A 22,206-nucleotide genomic window follows, 5' to 3' on the forward strand; every position below is an offset into this window, starting at 1 on the left:
CGCTCGTTTCACTCGCGCCGAGGGAACCGCGCCTTCGGCGCGGATGCTACTGCTCGGAGAGCCAGACGAGCAGCCCATTCTCTGCCACCTTTTTCAGCGTCGGGTGGCTCGCATCGCTCGCCACCACTCCTCGAAAAACGTGGGCGAAAAAGGCTCGGCGCTCGTTTCACTCGCGCCGAGGGAACCGCGCCTTCGGCGCGGATGCTACTGCTCGGAGAGCCAGACGAGCAGCCCATTCTGGGCGTGGAGCCGATTCTCGGCCTGATCCCAGACGATCGCGTTGTCGCTTTCGAGCAGCTCGTCGGTGATCTCCTCACCGCGGTGGGCGGGCAGACAGTGCATCACGGGCTGGTCGTCGACCAGACCGGTGGTGAGCTGGAAGCCGTCGAAATCGCGGAGCTTCTGTTCGCGTCTGTCCTCCTGGCCCATACTCACCCAGACGTCCGTGTAGACGATATCGGCACCCGCGATGGCTGCCCCGGGATCGTTCGTCTCCGCTGGCTGGTTGCCGAGTCCTGCGGCGCGGTTGCGGACACTTTCGTCGATCTCGTAGCCTTCCGGTGTTGCGACCGTGAGATCGATGTCCGTCATCGCCGCGCCGAGGACGAACGACTGACAGACGTTGTTGCCGTCACCGACCCAGGCGACGTCGACGTCGAAGCCGCCGAACTGCTCGCGGATCGTCAGCAGATCGGCCAGCGTCTGGCACGGGTGGGCGTCGTCAGTCAGGCCGTTGACGACCGGCACCGTCCCGTACTCGGCCAGTTCGACGATATCGGCGTGATCGAACAGCCGCGCCATGATGAAATCTGCGTACCGGGAGACCGCGCGGGCGGTATCCTTGATCGGCTCGCCCTTCCCGAGGTGGATGTCGTCCGGTCCGAGGAAAATCGCGTGCCCGCCGAGCTGTGTCATGCCGGTCTCGAAGGAGACGCGCGTCCGTGTCGAGGGTTTCTCGAAAATCATCGCGAGCGTCTGATCCGCGAGTGGGCTGTCACCTCGCTCGCCGGCCTTGATCTCGGCTGCCAGATCGAGGACGTCGTGGAGCTGTTCGCGCGTGAGGTCGTCGATATCGACCAGATTCATAGGTTGGGTCATGACTGTTCGAGCAGGCGTTCCGTGACGGTTTCGAGAACCGCCACCGACTTATCGTATTCGCTCAGTTCGAGGTGTTCGTTCGGTGCGTGATCCAGATCGGAGTCACCAGGGCCGTAGGAGACCGTGTCGACGTCCCAGTGATCCGCGAAGACGTTCTGATCGCTCGTCCCCGTCTTCCGGAGCATCCGCGGATCGCCACCCTGTTTTCTGATCGTGGCCCGGAAGGCTCGCGCCACGTCGGTCCGCGGGCTCTCCATGACGGGTTCGACCTTGTCGTACCAGTTGACCGTGCCACCGTCGAGATGGCCATCCGCAATCTCTCTGACCTCGTCGACGGTGTACTCCGGCGGCACACGAAGTTGGACCTCCATCGTTGCCTCGACCGAGAGTCCGTCGTCTGACATCCCTCCTTCGAAGGCAGTTGGCTTGGCGGTCACGCGTTCGAAGACAGGGACCCACTCGTCGTGGGCGAACTCCTCGTCGACACGGTTCCACCAGTCGATCCCGTCCTGGATCGCGTTGTTCTCCGGCCGCGAGGAGTGGCCAGACTCCGAGGTGACGACGTAGGTGCCACCGAGCAGTCCGCGATACCCCAGCGTGATTCCGTCCCAGCCCGATGGTTCGCCGTTGATGACCACGTCGGGTTCGGCCTCGCGCTCGGTGACGACGTAGCGGCTTCCCTTGGAGTCGACCTCCTCGCCGACGACGCCGATGAAACTCGCGCCGGTCCCGACGGCCGCGGTCGCCATCGCCGCGAGCGATCCTTTCGCGTCGACGCTACCCCGCCCCCAGAGCACTTCCTCGCCGTCGTCTTCCTCGATCCGGACCGGAATGTCACCGGGAACTGTATCGATATGCGAGGTCAGAAGGACACCGTCGTCGGCAGGCGCGCGGACGTTGCCAACCTCGTCGATCCAGACCTCGCGGTCGTGGCGTTCGAAAAACGTCTTGAGCTGTTTCGCACAGGCGCCCTCGTTTCCCGAGACGGAGGGAGTGCGAACGAGTTTGATGAGGAGTTCGCGGGCCTCGGACTGCTGGCTGATGCTCATCCGATCACCTCGGCGAGGGCGTCGACGACCTCGTCGGCCTCGGATTTCGTGATCGTCAGCGGCGGCAGGAGGCGGACGACCGTCCGGCCTGCCGGCAGCGCGAGCAGCTGGTGGTCGATCGCCAGATCGCGGAGGATGCGGTTCGCCCCGCGTTTGACCTCGATCCCGATCATCAACCCCTCGCCGCGGATCTCGCGGGTTGCGTCCCCGAGTTCGGCTTCCAGTTCCTGTTTGAGATAGTCGCCGACTTCGGCAGCGTGGGCCGGAATCTCCTCGTCGACGATGGTCGAGACTGTCGCGTGCGATGCCGCTGAAATAACGGGGCCACCGCTGAACGTCGAGGCGTGTGAGCCGTAGCTCTCGGCGATCCAGTCCCGACACAGCGTCGCACCGATCGGCAGGCCGTTGCCGAGTCCTTTCGCGCTGGTGATCATATCCGGCACCACGTCGGCCCCTTCGGAGGCCCACAGCGTTCCGGTCCGACCCATCCCGGTCTGGACCTCGTCGAAGATCAGCGCCGCACCGCTGGTCGCCGTCTCCACACGGGTGGTCTGCAGGAACTCCTTCGAGGCGGGGTTGATCCCGCCCTCTCCCTGGACGGGTTCGACGATTACTGCGGCCGTCTCGTCGTCGACGGCCTCGCGCATCGCCTCGGGGTCATTGTAGGGAACGAACTCCACGTCGCCGATCAGTGGCTCGTAGGGTTTCTTGTACTTGTCTTTCCACGTCGTCGCCAGCGAGCCCATCGTCCGGCCGTGAAAGCCCTGCATCGTGGCGATGATCTTCGAGTTGCCCGTCGCCGAGCGGGCGAACTTCAGCGCGGCCTCGTTGGCCTCGGTCCCGGAGTTACAGAGCCAGACTTTCCCGATGTCGCCGGGTGCGGTCTCGGCGAGTCGCTCGTACAGTTTCGTTCGGATCTCGACCGGATAGGAGGCCTGGACGTAGGTCAGCCGCGAGAGCTGGTCTGCGACCGCCGACTGGACGGCGTCGTGGCCGTGGCCCAGCGGCACGCAGGCGTAGCTCGCACCCATATCCAGATACTCGGTTCCGTTGTCGTCGTAGACGTACGACCCGTCTCCCTCGACGAGTTCGATCGGCTTCTCGGAGAAGATGAATCCACTCATTGTTCGGTAGTTCCGTCGAGCGCATCACTCGTGACGTGCGTTCCGGCACCGTCGAGCGCACTCGTAATCGGCTGTTTGCTGTTCGCATCCGCGACGACTGCCTCGCTCGCACCGCCATCGAGGGCCTCCTCGATTGCCATCACTTTTCTGCCCATAAATCCCTCGGCGGCTGCTTCGAGTCTGTCCCACTCCGCCGGCGAGTCGACGGTCTCGATCAGCGTCGACTCGTCTTCTGGATCTTCGAGAATGCCGGGGACGTCGGTCAGCAACACGAGCGTCGCGTCGAGTGCGCCCGCCAGTGTCGCTGCCGTCCGATCCGCGTCGGTGTTGACCGGCGTGATGATACTGTTTCCGTCCTCGTCCTCGTCTCGCGGCTTCGCCGCTCGACTCTCCGAGGCGCTTCGCGCCTCACTGTCGGCACCCGCCATCGGCGGACTCACGACGGGTGTGTAGCCATCGTCCAGCAGCGACGAGAGCAGGTCCGAATTGACTTCTTCGATCGTCCCGGAGTGGTCACCCCGGCGGATCTTGCGCTTGCCGTCTTCGAGGACGCGCACTGCGGACTTGCGGGGACCGTGCAGCAACTTCCCGTCGACGCCCGACAGTCCCACCGCGTCGACGCCCTCGCTCTGGAGTGCGGCGACCATCTCTGTATTCAAAAGCCCCGGCAGCACCATCTCGAAGACGTCCATCGTCTCCTCGTCGGTAAACCGGCCGACGACGCCGGAGGGCGTCTCGACGTACTCGGGTTCGATCCCGAGGCGCTCGAGCGTGTCGTCGACGGCAGTCGAGCCGCCGTGTGTGACGACGACGTCGGTTCCGGACTCGACGAGCGATGCAACGTCCGCCAGCGCGCCCGCTGGATCGACCGCACGGGCACCGCCGATTTTGCATACGACTGTCATAGTTACGGTGAGCCAACCGGGTGCAGGCCCTGAAATTCGAGGCCTGCAGTTTCTTCGATACCGAGTGCGATGTTCGCGGCGTGGACCGCCTGTCCAGCCGAGCCTTTCATCATGTTGTCGATCGCCGAGAAGGCGACGATCCGTTTGTTGCCGGGGTCGAGTTCGAAGCCGACCTCGGCACCGTTCGTTCCGGCGACGGCCTTCGGTTCGGGGTAGCGGTAGACGCCACCGCCGCCCGCGACGAGTTCGACGAACGGTTCCTCCTCGTAGGCGCCACGGTAGGCCGTCCAGAGATCGCCGTTCGAGACTGGTTCGCCGGGGAAGACGTGGCAGGTCGCCGACGCCCCGCGAACCATATCCACTGCGTGAACGGTAAAGGAGACGTCGAGGCCGAGATATTCCTCGATCTCGGCTTCGTGGCGGTGGCTCGTCGGCGCGTAGGGGCGAACGACACCGGAACGTTCCGGATGCGAGGAGGCGTCGCCGCCGCCGGCACCGCCCTCGCTGGAGCCGACTTTCACGTCGACGACGACCTGCTCGTCGTCCGTGAGGATTCCTTCGTCGACGAGCGGCTTCAGACCGAGGATCGTCGCCGTCGCGTTACAGCCACCGGAGGCGATCAGATCCGCACCCGGGAGTTCGTCACGGGTCAACTCCGGGAGTGCGTACACCGACTGTTCGAGCAGTTCCGGGCGGTCGTGGCCGTCGTACCACTCCTCGTACTGTGCCTCCGTCGAGAGGCGGAAATCCGCAGAGAGGTCGACGACGGTATCGGCTGCGTCCCGGAAGCGGTCGATCTGCTCCATCGAGACACCGTGTGGCGTCGCCGCAAAGAGGACGTCCACCGACTCCAGATCCTCGGGGCTGCTGAAACGCAGATCGAGGTGGCGGAGGTTCGGGTGGGAGTGGCCGACCGTCTTGTTCGTCTTCGAGCGACTCGTCGCCTGGACGAGCTCGAACTCCGGATGGCCGTCGAGCAGGCGCAGGAGTTCACCGCCGGTGAAGCCACGCCCGCCGATGACACTCGCCGTGTAGCTCACGGCTCCACCTCCGCGACTTTCCCTTCGAGCCAGTCGACGACGCGGGCTGGAACGTCCACGTCGGTCGCATCGTCCAGCGCCTTGTACTCGACGTTGTGGTTGACCTCGTGAACGGTGTAGGAACTGCTTTCCGTCTCGCGGGCAGCCTGCCCGCTCGACTCGGGGTCACTGCGTGACCCCTCTCTTTCCATCAGATCGACGCCAAGAAGCCCGCCGCCGACTGCTTCACTGGCCCGGGCGACGAGATCACGTGCCTCGTCGTCCAGGCCGAAGGTGTCCGTCTCGGCACCTTTCGCGGCGTTTGTCAGCCAGTGGTCAGAGGAGCGGACCATCGCAGCGACCGGTTCGCCGTCGAGTGCCAGGACGCGAATATCGCGGTCGGGTTTCTCGACGAACTCCTGAATGTAGAATATCTTGTGCTCGTAGTGACCCAGCGTCTCCTTGTGCTCGAAGATCGCCTCGGCCGCCGAGCGGGAGTCGATTTTTGCCATCAGCCGTCCCCAGGAGCCGATCACCGGCTTCAGCACACAGGGATAGCCAAAGTCCTCGACGATATCCAGCGCTGCCTCTTTCGTGAACGCGACTTCCGTCGCCGGTGTGGGGACGCCCGCACGCTCCAGCGCGAGACTGTTTTTGACCTTGTTCGCACAGATCTCTGCGGTCTCGGCGCTGTTGACGACTGGAATGCCGTAAGCCTCGGCGAACTGGGTCGCGTAGAGGCTCCGGGAGGTCGCCATACACCGGTCGACGAGAATATCCACGTTCCCGAACTGCTCGGGTGGCTCCGAGATACTCAAGCGCAGTTTGCGCACGTCGATCTTCTCGATCTCGTGATCGCGCTCACGGAGTTCCGACAGCAGGAGCTTCTCGTCCCGGCGGATACGCGAGTAGAGGATCCCGACTCTCATTGTCCACCCGAAACGCCGCAAGCGACGGTCACGTCACTCACCCCAGTCTTCTTCCAGCTCGGGAGCCGAGTCGAGTTCCACGGGATCGGTCCCGAGGACCTCCAGCTCGGCGCCACAGGTGCCACAGTCGACGATCTCTCCAGCTTCGAGGTTGTCGTGCAGGGATACTTCTGCCCCGCACTCGATGCAGTCTGCCATTGTAGCTGCTCATCAGATGCCTATTTACTTAAACCCTTCGAACCTATCAGAATACTATATTGACGTATATTCGTCTACTGGACCATCAGACGACTATATTACGCATCTCCTCGTTTGTTGTATCAGAATATTGGTATAGTGTCCCCTCGCGGGGGTCGCCGCCGGTTTCGAGTGGCTGTCGGTCGCTGCTGTCGGGCGTCAGTCATAGCTGGCCACCTCCGATTCGAGCAGGGATTCGGCTGCTTCGATCCCCTCGCGGCGAGCGTCGACTGCCCCGCGGTCGTCGTCGAGTCGGTCCCGTGCCTCCGCCAGCGTCGCCTCGACTGCCTCGGGTGCTGGCCCACCACTGGAGTCGCGCATCGCGACGCTCTGTTCGGGATCGAGCGCATCCTCGACAGCCCCGCGGTCGACGTAGCTGTCGAGTGGGTCGTCGAGTACGCCCTCGGCTGCCTCGGCGATGGTCTCGTAGCTCGGCGTCTCGCCCGTCTGCTCGAACGTCTGGGCGGCGTTCGCGACGACCTCGTGGGCGGTCCGGAACGGAACGCCAGCCTTCGCCAGCAGATCCGCGACACCGGTCGCAGTCGAGAAGCCTGCGCCGGCCTCCTCGGCCAGCACTTTCTCGTTCCAGGTCGCCGTGGTGACGGCTCCGACAGCAACGTCGAGTGCTGCCGGCACCTCGTCGACGGCCGTCCAGGCGTGTGGTGTCGCCTCCTGCAGATCGATGTTGTACGACCGTGGAAGCCCCTTGAGTGTCGTCAGCAGACCCTGCAGACTCCCGGTCGCGTTGCCGGTCCGCGCCCGGACGATCTCCAGCGAGTCCGGGTTCTTCTTCTGGGGCATGATCGAGGAGGTCGAGGCGTAGTCGTCCGAAATCTCCAGATAGTCACGCCCGGCGTAGACGACCAGATCCTCGGCCAGTCCGGACAGCGTCGTCGCCAGCGTCGCCATCGCGGACGTCGATTCGACGAGGAAATCCCGCGTCGAGACGGCGTCCATCGAGTTCGCGAGTACCGATTCGAAGCCGAGCAGTTCTGCCGTGCGTTCGCGGTCGATATCGAACGGCGTCCCGCCGAAGGCACCACCACCGAGTGGCGAGCGGTTCGTCCGGTCGAATGCGGCGAGCAGACGCTCGGTGTCGCGGGCCAGTGCCTGCTCGTAGGAGACAAGGTAGTGGCCGACCGTGATCGGCTGGGCGTACTGAAGATGCGTGAAGCCGGGCATCACAGTATCAGCATGCTCGCTGGCGGTGTCGAGCAGTTGTTCGCGTGCTTCGACGACGCCGACGAGTGCATCCAGCAGATCGTCTCGCAGTCGGTGACGGATGCAGGTCGCCACCTCGTCGTTGCGCGAGCGTGCAGTGTGCATCTTCCCGCCGACCGGACCGACGCGGTCGATCACCGCCGTCTCGATGGCCTCGTGGACGTCCTCGCCGTCGGGGAGACTGCCGTGGCCGGCCGCCTCGACGTCGTCGAGTGCACCCAGAATCTCGCCTGCCTCGTCGTCGTCGATGATCTCCTGTTCGGTGAGCATGACGACGTGTGCGCGGTCGACGGCCAGATCCGCTTCGAAGATGCGCTCGTCTGCCGCGAGCGAGGACATGAACCCACGGGCGGGGCCGCCGCTGAAGCGGTCACCGCGGACGACGCCCTCCTCGGGGTCGTCTGCGTGCTCGTTCGGTGCTCCCTGATCGTCGGTCATCTTACTCTGAGTTCTTCTTGCGTGCGTTGTCCATCGCGCGGTTGGCGAGGCGGGACTGGAAACCGTGGTACTTCGCGACACCGGTCGCGTCTTCCTGGGTGATCCCGCCGGTGACGTCCTCCTCGTCGAAGGAGGCCGCCGACTGGCTGTAGACTGCGTAGTCGCTCTCGCGGGCGACCGGTCGGCAGTGGCCGCCTTCGAGTTTCACGGTAACGGAGCCAGTGACGCGCTCGCCGGTCGAGTCGATAAATCCTTCGAGGGCATCGACGATCGGCGCGTCGATGAGGCCCTGGTAGCCTTTCTGGGCCCACTGCTGGTCGATCTGTTTCTTGAACTGGCGTTCTTCCTGTGTCAGGACGAGCTGTTCGAGCGCCTCGTGGGCAGTCAGGAGGACTGTCGCCGCGGGGTGTTCGTAGTTCTCGCGGACCTTCAGCCCGAGCATGCGGTCTTCCATCATGTCGGTCCGCCCGACGCCGTGTGCGCCGGCGCGCTCGTTGAGTGTCTCGATCAGTTCGACCGGCTCGATCGCCTCGCCATCGAGCGAGACTGGCTCGCCGTGCTCGAACTCGATCTCGACGAGTTCTGCCGTCTTGCCGCTCGGGTTCTGCGTCCAGTCGTAGATGTCGTCTTCCGGGATCGTCGCCGGGTTTTCGAGTTCGGAGCCCTCGATCGAGCGGCTCCAGAGGTTCGTGTCGATGCTGTACCGGCCTTCCGAACCACCCTCGACGGGGAGGCCACGTTCTGCGGCGTACTCGCTTTCCCACTCGCGGGTCAGGCCGAGTTCGCGGACCGGCGCGATGACCTCCATCTCGGAGTTACGCCAGACGGCCTCGAACCGGAGCTGGTCGTTTCCCTTGCCCGTACAGCCGTGGGCGAGTGCCGTGCAGTCCTGTTCGCGGGCCACGTCGAGAATCGCGTTTGCGATCACCGGGCGGGCGAGTGCGGTCCCGAGGGGGTAGCCCTGGTAGGTCGCGTTCGCTTTGACCGAGCGCAGACAGAGATCGGCGAAATCCTCGCGTGCGTCGACGACGAAGTTCTTGACGTCGAGCGCTTCGGCCGTCTCTTCGGCTTCGTCGAACTCCTTGGCTGGCTGGCCGACGTCGACGGTGACGCCGATAACCTCGTCGTAGCCGTATTCTTCTTTGAGCAGCGGTACACAGACTGTCGTATCGAGCCCGCCGGAGAAGGCGAGTGCAACGCGGTTTGTGTCTTCTGGCATGGATTGTGATGTGTCGGGTGAACGGTCGCCGCCCCAGTACCCGACGGTGGGCGGTTACTGAACTGTGGGTTCGGTCGGAATGGAGTAGTATGTGGGCCTAACGGCCCCGCCGTCGCCGAAAAGCAGGCGGTCTGACGGACCCGGCGGTGTCGACGGTGTGTCCCGCGACTTGCAGAGTCCGTTTCATGTAGATGTACGGTCTTGCAGGCGTGTACTAATATCTTCCGAGACTGACCGCCTTCGACAGCCAGTGACACGGTAAAAAAGCGCCGCTCGTACCGAATGTGGCGGAGTAGAATCAAAACACTGGCAGTCTCACTCGGTCTCGCTCACGGGCGATCGGACTGCCCGTTCCCAGTCTGGTTTCTATCCGGCTGATCGTCGTCAGTCGATTCGTCGTCTGGACTCTCATCCATGTTTTGCCCGTCGCCTGGCCGGTCGTTTCCGGGCCGGTCGCCGGGTCGTTCCGGTCGATCCGGGACGTCGATCGGTCGGTCGCCACCTGGTGTTTCACCGATACGGTCGCCGGCGATTCCCCTGGCTATCTCCGCAACCTCGGGGCCGGAGAGTTCGCCCGCGCGCTCGGAGAGTTGCTGGATTTTCGTCGCGTTGACGCCGCGGTCTTCGAGTATGTCGGCTGGCAGTTCACCCGCGACCTGTGCGGACTGGTTGCTCAGGTCTTTGACCGTCTCGGTCTCGGCTGCCAGTCGCGCCATCTGTGCGCTGTACTTCCCGTCGCTGATCTCGCCAGCGTCTCGCTGGCGGTCGAGTTTTTCCTTCCGGTCTTCGAGTTCGTCGAGTCGCTGGTCGACGTCGGTCACTCGCTCGGCGACGACGTCAGCCTGTGCCTGCTGTGTCGAGGCATTCGCGATCTGGAGCCCGAACGCCCGCCTGTCGAGATCTCCCTCCATCTCTGCTTCACTGACACCGACGACACCGGAGAGTTGCTCGCCAGGGGCCGTCTCGTTTGCCGAGTCGGCTTGCTGCAGCGCGGTCGAAGCGTTGTCTGCTGCGAGCCCAGCTGCCGGGGCTGCAACGAGCAACACTGCCGCCACCACCAGTGCACCGAGTACTGTCGTCTGTCTCATTCTATCTCTCTGTTGGTGCTATATCCGTATATAAATGGTCGATCCTCAAGCCGGATCGTGCCGATTCAATCCGAATTTATGGCCGTCACGTCCTGCGGTTTTCAGACATATCACTGCTGGACAGTCTAAATCGTGGAAACGATTATATACGAGGTTCCGATCCGGGATCGAACTCACCCGCGGAGGTTCCGGAGTTTGTTGATGATCCGGAAGGGGATGCCTGCGCCTTTGACCGTCGCGCCGACGATGACCATCAGTGTATAGAGGCCGAGCGTCGACAGCCAGATGACGAGCATCGCCAGAATTGCCCAGCCGTTGCTCAGGTAGACGAACGCGCCGAGTGTCATCACCGTCCCGTACAGCAAGACGAGATACGGTCCCCAGCCAGTTGCCTTCCCCCGACGGGTTTTGCTGCGGACGTACCGTTTCAGATCGCCTTTGAGTTCGCTCTCGAACTCGTCGCGGTCGACTGTCCGATCTTCGATGTACTCCTCCATCTCGTCGAGTTCCCGTCGTAACTCGTCGATATCTTCCTGGGTGATGCGAGCGCTCACGTCGGGGTCGCGCGTCCCCGTCGGTCCGTCGGCGTCGCCAGTCGTCTCACTGCTGGTGTCGTCGGACGGATCATCGGCCGGTTCCTCGTCAGTGGGCCCATCAGCTTCGCTCATACTCGCTCGTTGACTAGCGCGTCGTAGCGGTCCCTGTTGTAGTTGCCGGTCTCCGACGCGTTCGCTTCGAACGACGTTGATCGCCGCCCCCACGAGCAGGATCAACCCGCCGAAATAAAACCAGACGAGCAACAGCAAGACCCCGCCGAGGACGCCGTACAGTTCGATCGAGCCGGCGTTGGCGGTGTAGATCCCGAACACCGTTCCGAGCACCGTCCAGCCGACACTCGCGAACACCGCACCCGGAACCGCCTCGCGCGGAGTAACCACGACTGCCGGGAACACGTAATACAGCGGGTAGAAGACGGCTGTCAACACGACGAGTAAGCCGACCGGACCGCCGACGCCCGCGAGTGGGATCGGCAACAGCGTGATGACCGCACTGATCACCACTGTCGCAGTGATCGCGAGCGCGATCCCGACGAGAACGAGGACGGCGTCACGGAGCTGTTTGGGGAGCGACTTCGGGATCGTCGCACCGTAGATCGTCGAGAAGGCGATATCCAACCCGCGGAAGACGCGCAGCCCACCCCACAGCAAAACGAGCAGTCCGGCCGTGGTGACACTGCCACGACCTTCCCCACCGACGAGTGTCCCCTCCAGAATACTCGCCGCCTCGGGCGTGAGAAAGTCGTCGACTGCCGCCAGCAGCTGTTCTGCGATCGCATCTCCGGCCACCGCCGTCGCGACCGTCAGTCCGACGATCAACAGCGGAACCACCGAGAGGAAGGCGTAGTAGGCGATCGCAGCCGCCAGAAAGGGGAGCTGCCGTGTCTGCACAACCTCGACGAGCCGCCGCAGATCACCGGTGAGAGTCTCGCGAGTCACACAGGACTGTTCGATTGATCGACACAAATAGGGTGGTACCAGTACTCGTCCGACAGCGATTAGGGACCGCCGGCTGTTATTCGGAGTATGGACCACTGGCGACGCCGCTCGCGCCGGTTCACCTGGGTGTTGCTGTTCGCGAGTGCGACACTCATCCTCCCGGCCCTGCTGGGATCCGGTGCGACGGTTCCACTCGCTGCCGCGCTCGCCTCCTTCGCCGGCGCTCTCGGACTACTCCGGGAGCGACTGGCGACACTTCCCACAGTCGTCGGCTACGATCTCGGACTGTACGGTCGTGATTGCTGGATCGGCGCAGCGGTCGGCTCGGCGATCACACTCGCGTTCCTCGGCGCCTCGTCCGGCGAACTGCGGGCACTCGGCGGGCTTGCCGGCCTCGTCGGCATGGTGAACTACTTCCTGCGCCCGCTGTATCTGTACGTCGCGACTCTGCTCTCGCGACCGTTCAGGTCGGAGAACTGACAGCTGGCTGCTGTATGGAAGTATTTGACACGGCCCAAAAGTATATGCCACGCTGTCCCATGCCACAGCATAGAGGCATGGAGGACCAGACGAACACGCAGACCGGACGAAGTACGAGCGATAGTACGGCAGGCGACGGACGACTGGAGGCGACAGGCGTCTACGAAACAGCGGGTGACGTAGTCCTCTACGATACAGAGCATCCACTTGCGTGGGTCGAAGCGGATAACGCCGTCGAGTTATCCGAGATGCGGTAGTTTTCGACGGTCCACAATCCGAACCGATTTTGCGCTCGATACCCTACCCAGCGTGTGAGCGACCGGTTCGATACCGACCCCGACGAAGTGTTCGAACCCGACGACGAGGCAAGTCGAGCGGGTGAAGAGCGCTTCGACACGGAACCATCCAGACCAGAGGTAGAGATACCGGAGGCACCGAAACCGGCGGAGATGGGTGAGCCGGACGGGAGCGATATCAGTGAGTTCGGTGACGTCGATCCGGAACTCCAGAAACTGTTCTGGAAACTCGTCTTCGCGATCAAGTTCGCACTGCTGGCAGTCACGCTCGGCGCGCTGTTCGTCGTCTTCGGCGAGAATCCCACGATCGGGGGTCAGCTACTCGCCTTCGGGGCCGTTCTCTCGGTGTACGCGGTCTACCGCTATCGGGACGGGAAAGCCCGACTGGAGGCCGGCGAGTTCGATACTGGCGAGGAGTCGGCCGAGACAGCAGGTGAGCAGTCGTGAGCCGCCGCCCAGTCCGCGATGGGGACGGCAATCGGTATCTCCTGCTCAAGCAGTCTGGCGATTCGAGTCTCGTGCGCGATCCGGAAACCGGCGAGCGCCACCATCTCCCGAACGAGGAGATCGAGGTACTCGACGACGAATCGGCTGTCTCGACAGTACTCGATGCGGTGCCCGACGAGGTCGCGACGCTCGTGACGGCAGTCCACGACGAGCGTGCGCTTGCGCTCCTGCTCGAAATCGACGCCGAGGGGCCGATGGCCGTCCGGACGCTGCTCTCCGAGTACGATTTCTGTGAGAGTGATCTTCACGGCCTGCTCGGCGAGCTACAGGCTGCACGGCTCATCTCGGAGACGAAAGTCGTCGGCGAACGCGGCTACGAGACGACTGCTGCTGGAGCGCGGGCGCTTGCCCACCTCCGGCGCCGGGAGTAAGCACGGACGGCTCAGGTTTTCAGTCCGGAGCCAGTCAGCGCGACGACGACATCCTCGCCAGGGGCGATCTCGCCGCGATCACGGAGTACGTCGAGTCCCGCCGGCGCGACCGCACAGGTCGGTTCGGTGTACAGCCCCTGGCGGTGGAGTTGATCGTAGACTTCTTCGGTTCGGTCGGCACCGACCGCGATCGCGTCGCCGCCAGTCTGCTCGATTGCGGTGAGGAGTTGCTCTCTGCGAGCAGGTTTCTGAATCTGGATTCCGTCGGCGAGGTCGTTCTTTTCTGTGGACCTGTCGCTACCGTGTCGGGCAGCGGCGATCGGTGCCGAACCCGCCGCCTGGATGCCGTAGAGCCGTGGCATCTCCTCGATCCAGCCGGCTTCTTTCAGCCGCGAAAAGCCGCGGGAGGCACCGAGAAAGAGCGTCCCGTGGCCCAGCGGCGTGACGAGGACATCCGGTGCGGTCCACCCTCGCTGGGCCCCAATCTCGCAGGCCATTGTCGCCGTCCCCTCGAAGAAGGCCGGGTTCCAGGCGTGACTGGCGTACCAGGCGTCCGTCTCGTCGCCCTCGACGGCCGCGATACAGGCGTCGGTCACGTCCTGTCGCGACCCCTCGATCTTTCGGACGGTCGCGCCCGTTCGCTCGATCGCCCGTAGCTTTCCGGGTTTTGCGCTCGCCGGGACGAAAATCTCGGCGTCGATGCCCGCACGCGCGGCGTAGGTTGCGATGGCCGCGCCGGCGTTCCCCGAGGAGTCCTCGACGACGCGGTCGACCCCGAGTTCGAGTGCCTGGGAGATCGTCGCCGTCGCGCCGCGATCCTTGAAACTCCCCGTCGGGAACAGCCAGTCGAGTTTGTACTCGGCGTCCCGGTCGGGGGCCTCGACCAGTGGTGTCCAGCCCTCGCCGAGCGTGACCTGTCGATCGACTGCGAGCAACTCCTCGAAGGCCCACAGTCCGGCGTCGCGGTCGAGTTCCGGCGGCGTCGCTGGCGGAGTCGGTCGCTCGGCAAAATCCAGTGCGTGGCCACAGGCACATCGCCAGGGCGAATCGGCCGATTCGGTGTAGCTACGGCCACAGGACGAACAGCGGTACATGCATCATCGGTGGGGCGTCGTCGCCGTGTAGCTATCGGTCACTCTGTGGCTTTTGCCTCTGTCCACCACCAGTCACAGCCAGTCTGTAAAGCAGCCCTCGACGAGCGTCTCGCGCTGGTTGCGGATGTACTCGGCCTGCATTCCCCAGATCGCCTCCCCGAGCGGGACGTTGTCCCTGATACTCCGTTTGACGTGGTCGTGTTTCCAGCGGGCGGGTGTCGTCCGCCGGTCCAGCCGTTCACGCAGCGGGCGGATGTACCGGCGCGCCTCGTCAGTCGACAGGCCGCGCAACTCCAGCCCGTCGCGGGCGTACTCGAAGCACTCGCCACAGATCTCGTCGACCGCCGTCGTCTCCTCGCCGTCGGTCGTGATCCAGGTGAGATCGGCCTGGAGGCCGTCGCTCGCGGCCGCGTAGAAGTTTTCTTCGGCCTGCTCCCAGTCGAGATTCCGGACGGGATGCTCCCGGCGGGTCAGGCTCTCCATCAGCCCGGCGAAGACGGCTTCGAAGGCGACACAGTCACGCACGGTCGGCTGTGCGGGTAGCGGGCGGAACTCGATGCGGGCGTTGGCAGCAGAGCGGGAGGAGCCGTCGAACACCGGTCGGACCCACCGCCAGTAGCTGCCGTGTTTGTGCCGCAGATGCCGGAAGGAGTCGTCGAACCGGTCGGTCTCCTCGACCTCTCGCGGAATGATGCAGGTATCCGATGCGATGTCGTCGATGGTTTCCTCGATGGTCTCGAACTCCGGCGGAAAGCGGACCTTCGGTTCCTCCGGCGCGTCGCCGGGCGGGTTGAGCACGGACTCGAAGATGTTGACCCGGTTTTCCATCTCCGCGTTGGCGACGATCTCGTCGTCCGGCGCGTCGTCGTACAGATCTGGCGGGAAGAAAGGTGAGTTGACGCCGAGTGCGAGCAGCGGCGCGGCGACACGGAGTGCGTACTGGAAATAGATCGGCAGATCCGGTGCGTGGGACACCTGGTAGTGTGGTTGGATCGAGGTGATGAGACTCTCCGGCATCACCGTCTCGGCGTCGAGCGAGACGTGAGGCGCGTCGAGTTTGCAGGCGGAGGGGTAGTCCGTGTTCGCCATCGTGTGATAACGGACTGCATCCGACATGTTGGTCGCGATCCGGACCCCGTCTTCCTCGACCGAGTCAGTCAGATACGCGGCGGCGGTCTCGCCCGTCGGCGGCACCGTCCAGATGCCGTCGGCGACGAGCTGGATCTTCTCCGCGTTCGTCTTCTCCTGGGCAGGCGCGATGTGTGCCTGAATTTCTTTTTCTTGCGCATCGAGACCGTAACTCGTCAGCGGTAGCGGCGTGGTCTGCATCTCCGCGTTGTGGAGACCGAGTTCTTTCTCGAAGCCGATCAGGCCGAGCAGCTGTCTGGGCATCCGGCGCAACGCGTCAGTCCGCGAATCGACGGCGTAGAGTTCGATCTCGAGGCCGACGAGCGCTTCGGAGTTGTCGAAGGTGCCCGCCTTGACCTCCTCTTTGAGCTGTTCGGCCTCCGCACGGGCCTTCGACTCGAAGTCCTCGCTATCGACGTCCAGGAGTTTTCGCACCGCCGCCACGAGTTCCGAAGCCGACATGCCCTCCGGTTTGACACCCACGCTCTTGAAACTCGTGTTTACGATCGTCGGTGCGAACAGCTCACACTCGCTGCCCGGACGCCGAGAAATCTGTGCCTTTTTACTCTCGCTCGTGATACTGTGACACATGAGCCACGCCACCAAAATCGTTCTCGGCACGATCGGTATCTCGCTGCTCGTCGGTATCATCATGGTCGCCAATCTCGTCCTCGTGGCCTGATGTTCTCCGAACGCGAACTCACACCGGCTGTCGAATCCGTCCGCGAGCGGAACGCGCCCGACACGCTGGTACTCGACTGCCAGTCCGACTTCGAGACCATTCCCGGGCCACAGGCCGAAGAGCTCGGCCTGTTGACCGACCGACTGGTTCCCGCCACCTACCCCGAGGAGTGGCTCCCACCGGACGCGCCGTCGGTGCTCAAGCAGTACGCCAGCTCCGATCTGACGATCGGGATGCCCGGCGACGGCAGCGTCGTCTGGACCCGCCAGACCGACCCACCGGTCGTCTTCTGCAAGCCCCGCCTCGACGGAACGCCCGACTCCTTCGGTGACTTCCTGATCGCCGAAGCACTCGTCGAAGTTGGACTGGACGAACCGGAACACTTCCTGGGCTTTTTCGGCGAGCGCTACCCCGAGTTCGCAGACGTGACGCGGGAGGCACTCGGCCCCGTCGAAACCTACCAGCTCGCAGTCGCCTGCTACGACGCCTATCTCGGCTTGCAGAGCCGTGACGTGTTCGCGGAGTGGGAGGGTGACCTCTTCAACGCCTGGCTCGATGCCGGCCAGCGGCTGGAACCGCGTCTCGATAATCTCGCGGGCGCGATGGCTCGCGGCGAACTCTCCTTCCCCGAGGCCGCGGAACTGGCCTGCAGCGCGATCAAACACGCTGGCGAGATTCCTGCACCCTTCAGCGCACTCGATGCTGAAGCGTACCTCGACCACGGCCCCGAGTACGCGATCGAGTGGGCCGAGCGAACCGTCGAGACGCTCGACTAGGTCGGAGTGATACTGGCCAGTCGGCGTTTACACAGTCAGACAACGTATACGCAAACGGTAGCTGTGCGCTACGTCCCATCACGCTCGGGCGAGAAAGGTAGATTATTACCCTCCGATTCCCCAGATACCGTATGAGCTACGAGACGGTACGGGATGTCGACCCGGCCGTGGCCGATGCACTGGCCGCCGAACGCGACCGACAGAACGACACGCTGGCGATGATCGCGAGCGAGAACCATGTCAGCGAGGCGGTGCTGGAAGCACAGAGCTCCGAGCTAACCAACAAGTACGCCGAGGGCTACCCCGGCGAACGCTACTACGCGGGCTGTGAAAACGCCGATACGGTCGAACAACTCGCGATCGACCGCGCCAAAGAGCTGTGGGGCGCAGAGCACGTCAACGTCCAGCCCCACTCGGGCACGCAGGCGAACATGGGCGTCTACCTCGCCGTCCTCGATCCTGGCGACAAGATTCTCTCGATGGAACTCGAACACGGCGGCCACCTCTCACACGGCCACCCCGCAAATTTCACCGGGAAGACCTACGACGTCGAACAGTACCAGGTCGACGAGGAGACGGGCTACATCGACTACGATGGACTGCGCGAGACCGCCGAGGAGTTCGACCCCGACATCATCGTCTCGGGGTACTCCGCGTACCCACGCGACATCGAGTTCGAGGAGATCCAGGACGTCGCCGACGATGTCGACGCCTACCACCTCGCCGATATCGCCCACACGACGGGGCTCGTCGCCGCCGGTGTCCACTCCTCACCCGTCGGCATCGCCGACTTCGTCACCGGCAGCACACACAAGACGATCCGGTCGGGCCGCGGTGGCATCATCATGTGCGACGAGGAGTACGCCGACGACATCGATCCGGCCGTCTTCCCCGGCAGCCAGGGTGGCCCGCTGATGCACAACGTCGCCGGCAAGGCCGTCGGCTTCAAGGAGGCACTCGAACCCGAGTTCGAGGCCTACGCCCAGCAGGTCGTCGACAACGCGAAAGCACTCGGCGAGCGACTCGAAGAACACGGCTTCTCCCTGGTTTCTGGCGGCACTGACAACCATCTCGTACTGGTCGATCTGCGCGAGTCACATCCGGAGACGACTGGCAAGGAAGCCGAAAAGGCGCTCGAAGAGGTTGGGATCGTCCTCAACGCCAACACCGTTCCCGGCGAGACGCGTTCGGCGTTTAATCCGTCCGGCATCCGTGCCGGTACGCCCGGGCTGACGACGCGTGGCTTCGACGAGCCAGCGACACGCGAGGTCGCCGATCTGATCTCCCGCGTCGTCGACAACCACGACGACGAATCTGTCAAAGCCGAGGTCGCAGACGAGATCGACGCGCTCACCGACGAGTATACCCTCTACGAGTAACACTGCGTTTTTTCGACTCGCTATCAGCAGCAGAGGCCGCTGTACGTACTGTGTAGCCCGATAGCGTTCGCTTCCAGTGTTCTGATACTGCCGGCTGTAAATTCGTAAAGATATGCGCTACCCCGGGGTGGCGCAATTCTTCAGTTTCTTACAGCCGGCAGTATGAAAAGGGGAAAGTTAAATGCCGATGGAATTGTGGCCGGACACCCAGGGGGGGATGTCCGGGCCGGAGTGTTCCCGCGGGCGGGGGGAAGGGGAGTGTCCACGCGAGTGTGAGACCGCCACCCGGGAACTGTGTGCCTCTGACAATCGGCCCAGCCATCGGATTGCAACGGTTGGCGGACCGTCACCACCACCGCCAACATATGCTTGGGTAAGGGTAGGGATAGGCATATCTACTAACATGTAAAGATAGACACCGAATAGGGGCTAAATATCTAGATAGCCCGGCAGCCGTTACGGTTCGTCTTCGAACAACGTCGCGAACAGGCGCCGCTGTGCCTCCCGGAGGTGGTGTGTCATCGTCGGCTGGGAGAGATCCAGCAGCTCCGCCAGCTGTTCCCCGGTCGTATCCCGCGGTGACTCGAAGAAGCCGCTCTCGTAGGCCGTCATCAGTGTCTCGCGCTGGCGTTCGGTCAACTCCTCGTCGATCGCTGCGAACAGCGCCCCGTCGGCGAGTCTGCTCCGTTCGACGCTCTGGCGCGAGACGAGCTCTGTCCCGGGGAACTGCTCGATAACGCGGTCGAGAAAGAGCCGGACGTCGATCTCGCCGGCGAGCCTGACGACCGCCGTGGTCTCCTCGACGGTTGCGACTACCTCCGACGGGATCCCCCCGCAGTCCAGCAGCGTCGCCGCGACCGTCTGGCTGGAGAGTGTCGCCCGGAAGAGATACTCGCCGCCGCGTTCGACTGCCGACAGCGACTCCACGGAGATGAACTCCGCTTCGAGTCTGAGGATATCGTCGACAGACACCGAGGAAAGCGAGAACAGGACGCGGGACCGGCCGTCTGGCTGGGGTGTGATCTTCCGGTAGGTCACCGGCTGGCCGGCCCGTCTGGCGACAGCGTTGAGGAACGTCCCCGGGTCGGCAATCGACAGTTCGAGTTCGGTGAGTTGTTCTGCGAGGACGCCCTGGCTCGTTTCGATCGTGTTGATCGCGTAGGCTGTCGTCTCTGCGATCCGGGTCAGGACCGACCGGGTGCGCTCGTCGAACGCGCCGGGCATGGTCGCGTACACGCCCAGCACGCCGTAGTTCGTCTCGCCGTGGACGAGCGGGACCGCGAAGACAGACTGGATATCGCGGTCGGCAGCCTGTCGTGCCCACTCTGTCTCCCGGAGGTGATCTGTGACGTCCGTAATGAGGACGGGACTGCCGGTCGTCGCTGCCTGTACGGTCGGTTCGACAGCGGCGCTGTCCAGCGAGACGGCATCGAGATAGCCGTCCTCGTTGCTGGCCCAGGCGGTCGGCTCGACGCGCCGTTTCGCTGGCCTGTGCCGGCCGATCCAGGCGAACGCGTATCCACCCTTCTGAAGCTGTTTGCAGACGCCCGTCTCGACTTCGGCTCTCGTGTTGGCCGAACCCAGAAGCTGGTCGATCCCGTGCAGCATCGACAGCAACGATTCGAGCTGCTCGATCTGCTGGTTCTGTTCGGCGAGTTTGCGGTCCCGTCTGCGGAGATCGGCCCGGCCTGCGACCCGATCCAGCGCGGCCTCCGTCGTCGCCGCGAGCAGCCCGATCAGCTGGCGGCGCTTCTCGCTGAAAACGTCCGTGTCGGACGAGGCGACGACGAAGACGCCGTGCTCTCCGAGCGGAACGAGGAGTGTACTCCGGGCCGCAGTCTCCGGGTTCACGACGTGGTCCGACCGCCGGATATCCTGGAAAAACTGCTGTTCGCCGGTGGCGTAGGCCTGCCACGTCGCCGAGTTCTCCTCGCCGGGTCCGAACGCCGTCACTCCACCGTAGTACTCGATCAACTCGTCGGTTGCCGAGACGAACTCGAGTGTGTTCTCCTCGTCGTCGAACAGACAGATCCCGACGCCCGGCGCGTCGAGGACCTCGCTCGCGACCGCGACGACGGTCTCGGTGATCTCCCTCTCGGTGTCGGCTGCCAGCAGATTCTGTGTCGTCTCGTACAGCGATGTCAGGATCTGCTCGCGCTCGCGGCGTTCGATTGCGGCGATGGCGTAACCGACAGTCTCGCCGAGTTCGCCGAGCACATCGAGTTCCCGCTCCGTGACTGTATCGGCGACCGGTGCGTAGACGCTGATGATGCCGTAGTTCTGTCCTTCGTAGGTAACTGGAACCGCGATCATCGACTGGACACCCGCTGCCAGGGCAGCATCGTGCCACGGAGCTGGCGCGAAATCGGCTGGTGTCGCCAGATTCTGGATTCGCTGTGGGTCGCCGGTCGTGACGGCTCGCAGTCCCGGACAGTTGGCGGGGGTCCGGTCAGTCGTCGGGTACGTCGCCTCGAGGAACCGCTCGGCCGGCCCGGCCCAGCTATCGGGCTCGTACTCGCCGTCGCCGAGCGGTTTCAGTGCGACTGCGAACCGATAGCGGTTCGACGCCACGAGCTGTTCACAGACGGCCGTCGCGATCTCCTCGCGGTTCGTCGCTCCGAGCAGTGCCTCGTCGACACCGCGGATGATCCGGTTGAGCTGGTCGAGTTTGGCGAGTTCGTCGCGCTGTTCGGTCAGCCGTCGCTCCCGCTCGACACTCACGGTGACGTCCTCGACGGTGAGGATCGCCCGCTGGATCTCGCCGTCATCGATCAGCGGTGCCCCATCGACAGCGATCGTCCGTCGGTCGCCGGGGGACTGCTCGACGACCAGCTTTCGGTCCGTGATGCGCTCGCCGTCTTCGAGAACTGTTCTGACAGGGTCGGTATTCTCGTCTAACTTCTCCCCATCGGTCCCGTACAGCCCGATTTTGTCGGTACCGTACCGTCTCCCCTCGATCTCCCTGTCGGGAATGCCGAGAATATCGGCTGCCCGTCGGTTGGCCCGGGTAATCGTCAGGCAGGGATCGATCGCGATGATCCCGACCGGGCTCGTCTCGAGGACCTGCTCGATCAGTTCGCGCTCGGCTTCGAGGGGATGGTTGTGCGTTCTCTCTTGACTGGGCCCCTCCCTCGCAACTGACGGCTCGGCGTCACCGCTCGCCGACCGAGCACTGTCGAGGCGCTGTTCGAGGACCGCCGGCGACGTCTCGGCGACCGTGGCGTCGACGAGCTCGAACGATCCGATCTCCAGCACTGCTTCGGTAAAGGCCGCGTCGCGGCCACCGACGAAGACGACGACACCGACCGCACTGTCCAGTCCAGCCAGCACGTCCAGGAGTTCCAGACTCCGCTCCGGCTCGATATCCGAGCCGACGAGCAGCGTGTCGGCTGTCGAGCCGGGCAGTATCGTCGTGATGGTCTCGATATCACTCTGGATGGCACCCACGGCGGCGTCGAGTCCCACCTGCTCGTCGACAGACCGCGGGTCCAGCTGCTGGTCGGTGATGTAGAGAATATCGGCGGTCTCTGGCGATGCGTACATACTGCGTGGACACCCCTTCGCTGGGCAGGGTCCCTGCGGCCAGCCCAGTCCTGATTTCTTACTAACTAGTCGTGGTCCAGCTACATAAGCCTGTTATTTTGTTCCTACCGGTCCGAATCCGGGACGT

General features: G+C 63.9%; 21 protein-coding genes. 7 read left to right on the forward strand and 14 right to left on the reverse strand.

What is annotated here, in order from left to right; all coding sequences use genetic code 11:
* Window positions 1-204 precede the first annotated feature (204 nt).
* The 11 genes from argF to EOW68_RS14425 form a co-directional block, all read right to left on the reverse strand.
* Window positions 205-1,086 (reverse strand): ornithine carbamoyltransferase, encoded by an 882-nt coding sequence (gene argF, locus EOW68_RS14375; protein ID WP_128225896.1) that lies wholly within the window; start codon window positions 1,084-1,086, stop codon window positions 205-207.
* An 8-nt stretch (window positions 1,087-1,094) separates the two neighbouring features.
* On the reverse strand, window positions 1,095-2,147 hold the full coding sequence (locus tag EOW68_RS14380; RefSeq protein ID WP_128225859.1) for a [LysW]-lysine hydrolase: 1,053 nt from the start codon (window positions 2,145-2,147) through the stop codon (window positions 1,095-1,097).
* Entirely contained in the window at window positions 2,144-3,271 is a 1,128-nt protein-coding gene (locus EOW68_RS14385; protein ID WP_128225860.1) for an aspartate aminotransferase family protein, read from the reverse strand. The genes EOW68_RS14380 and EOW68_RS14385 overlap by 4 nt, the downstream gene beginning before the upstream one ends.
* Window positions 3,268-4,176, reverse strand: a complete 909-nt coding sequence (locus tag EOW68_RS14390) for an acetylglutamate/acetylaminoadipate kinase (RefSeq protein ID WP_128225861.1) — start codon at window positions 4,174-4,176, stop codon at window positions 3,268-3,270. The genes EOW68_RS14385 and EOW68_RS14390 overlap by 4 nt, the downstream gene beginning before the upstream one ends.
* Window positions 4,177-4,178: 2 nt before the next feature.
* Window positions 4,179-5,216: an N-acetyl-gamma-glutamyl-phosphate reductase gene (gene argC, locus EOW68_RS14395; RefSeq protein ID WP_128225862.1), complete on the reverse strand. Its 1,038-nt coding sequence runs from the start codon at window positions 5,214-5,216 to the stop codon at window positions 4,179-4,181.
* Window positions 5,213-6,124, reverse strand: a complete 912-nt coding sequence (gene lysX / locus EOW68_RS14400; protein WP_128225863.1) for a lysine biosynthesis protein LysX — start codon at window positions 6,122-6,124, stop codon at window positions 5,213-5,215. Before lysX ends, argC begins: the two co-directional genes overlap by 4 nt.
* 33 nt (window positions 6,125-6,157) lie before the next feature.
* Window positions 6,158-6,322: a lysine biosynthesis protein LysW gene (gene lysW, locus EOW68_RS14405; RefSeq protein ID WP_128225864.1), complete on the reverse strand. Its 165-nt coding sequence runs from the start codon at window positions 6,320-6,322 to the stop codon at window positions 6,158-6,160.
* Between the two features lie 198 nt (window positions 6,323-6,520).
* Entirely contained in the window at window positions 6,521-8,020 is a 1,500-nt protein-coding gene (argH, locus tag EOW68_RS14410; protein WP_128225865.1) for an argininosuccinate lyase, read from the reverse strand.
* Window position 8,021: 1 nt separating this feature from the next.
* Window positions 8,022-9,239, reverse strand: a complete 1,218-nt coding sequence (locus tag EOW68_RS14415; protein ID WP_128225866.1) for an argininosuccinate synthase — start codon at window positions 9,237-9,239, stop codon at window positions 8,022-8,024.
* A 329-nt stretch (window positions 9,240-9,568) separates the two neighbouring features.
* Window positions 9,569-10,327, reverse strand: a complete 759-nt coding sequence (locus EOW68_RS14420) for a hypothetical protein (RefSeq protein ID WP_128225867.1) — start codon at window positions 10,325-10,327, stop codon at window positions 9,569-9,571.
* 173 nt (window positions 10,328-10,500) lie between these two features.
* Window positions 10,501-11,823: a YihY/virulence factor BrkB family protein gene (locus tag EOW68_RS14425; RefSeq protein ID WP_128225868.1), complete on the reverse strand. Its 1,323-nt coding sequence runs from the start codon at window positions 11,821-11,823 to the stop codon at window positions 10,501-10,503.
* An 87-nt stretch (window positions 11,824-11,910) separates the two neighbouring features.
* On the opposite strand from EOW68_RS14425, the gene EOW68_RS14430 reads away from it, so the two are divergent.
* From EOW68_RS14430 to EOW68_RS14445, 4 genes are all read left to right on the forward strand, one after another.
* The gene (locus EOW68_RS14430; RefSeq protein WP_128225869.1) at window positions 11,911-12,303 is read left to right on the forward strand and encodes a hypothetical protein; all 393 of its coding nucleotides are present in this window, start codon (window positions 11,911-11,913) and stop codon (window positions 12,301-12,303) included.
* A 77-nt stretch (window positions 12,304-12,380) separates the two neighbouring features.
* Window positions 12,381-12,560: a DUF7331 family protein gene (locus tag EOW68_RS14435; protein WP_128225897.1), complete on the forward strand. Its 180-nt coding sequence runs from the start codon at window positions 12,381-12,383 to the stop codon at window positions 12,558-12,560.
* A gap of 54 nt (window positions 12,561-12,614) precedes the next feature.
* The gene (locus EOW68_RS14440; protein ID WP_128225870.1) at window positions 12,615-13,046 is read left to right on the forward strand and encodes a DUF7322 domain-containing protein; all 432 of its coding nucleotides are present in this window, start codon (window positions 12,615-12,617) and stop codon (window positions 13,044-13,046) included.
* Window positions 13,043-13,477, forward strand: a complete 435-nt coding sequence (locus EOW68_RS14445) for a DUF7346 family protein (protein ID WP_128225871.1) — start codon at window positions 13,043-13,045, stop codon at window positions 13,475-13,477. The genes EOW68_RS14440 and EOW68_RS14445 overlap by 4 nt, the downstream gene beginning before the upstream one ends.
* Before the next feature lie 11 nt (window positions 13,478-13,488).
* On the opposite strand, the gene EOW68_RS14450 is transcribed toward EOW68_RS14445, so the two are convergent.
* Complete coding sequence (locus EOW68_RS14450) at window positions 13,489-14,571, reverse strand: pyridoxal-phosphate dependent enzyme (RefSeq protein WP_128225872.1); 1,083 nt, start codon at window positions 14,569-14,571, stop codon at window positions 13,489-13,491.
* 72 nt (window positions 14,572-14,643) lie between these two features.
* Window positions 14,644-16,161, reverse strand: a complete 1,518-nt coding sequence (locus tag EOW68_RS14455; RefSeq protein ID WP_128225898.1) for a glutamate-cysteine ligase family protein — start codon at window positions 16,159-16,161, stop codon at window positions 14,644-14,646.
* 127 nt (window positions 16,162-16,288) lie between these two features.
* Here EOW68_RS14455 and EOW68_RS18870 point away from each other — a divergent pair, with 127 nt between their 5' ends.
* The 3 genes from EOW68_RS18870 (at window position 16,289) to glyA (ending at window position 18,536) form a co-directional block, all read left to right on the forward strand.
* Window positions 16,289-16,381, forward strand: coding sequence for a hypothetical protein (locus EOW68_RS18870; RefSeq protein WP_431358950.1), 93 nt, complete (start codon window positions 16,289-16,291; stop codon window positions 16,379-16,381).
* Window positions 16,381-17,157 (forward strand): DUF7089 family protein, encoded by a 777-nt coding sequence (locus EOW68_RS14460; protein ID WP_128225873.1) that lies wholly within the window; start codon window positions 16,381-16,383, stop codon window positions 17,155-17,157. Before EOW68_RS18870 ends, EOW68_RS14460 begins: the two co-directional genes overlap by 1 nt.
* Before the next feature lie 131 nt (window positions 17,158-17,288).
* Entirely contained in the window at window positions 17,289-18,536 is a 1,248-nt protein-coding gene (glyA, locus tag EOW68_RS14465) for a serine hydroxymethyltransferase (protein WP_128225874.1), read from the forward strand.
* Window positions 18,537-18,992: 456 nt separating this feature from the next.
* Here the strand turns inward: glyA and EOW68_RS14470 are convergent, their stop codons facing one another.
* Window positions 18,993-22,079 carry a GAF domain-containing protein gene (locus EOW68_RS14470; protein WP_128225875.1) on the reverse strand — a complete coding sequence of 1,029 codons (3,087 nt, stop codon included), beginning with the start codon at window positions 22,077-22,079 and terminating at the stop codon, window positions 18,993-18,995.
* Window positions 22,080-22,206: the final 127 nt, after the last annotated feature.

Source organism: Halovenus amylolytica, assembly GCA_004015825.1.
Lineage (GTDB): Archaea > Halobacteriota > Halobacteria > Halobacteriales > Haloarculaceae > Halovenus > Halovenus amylolytica.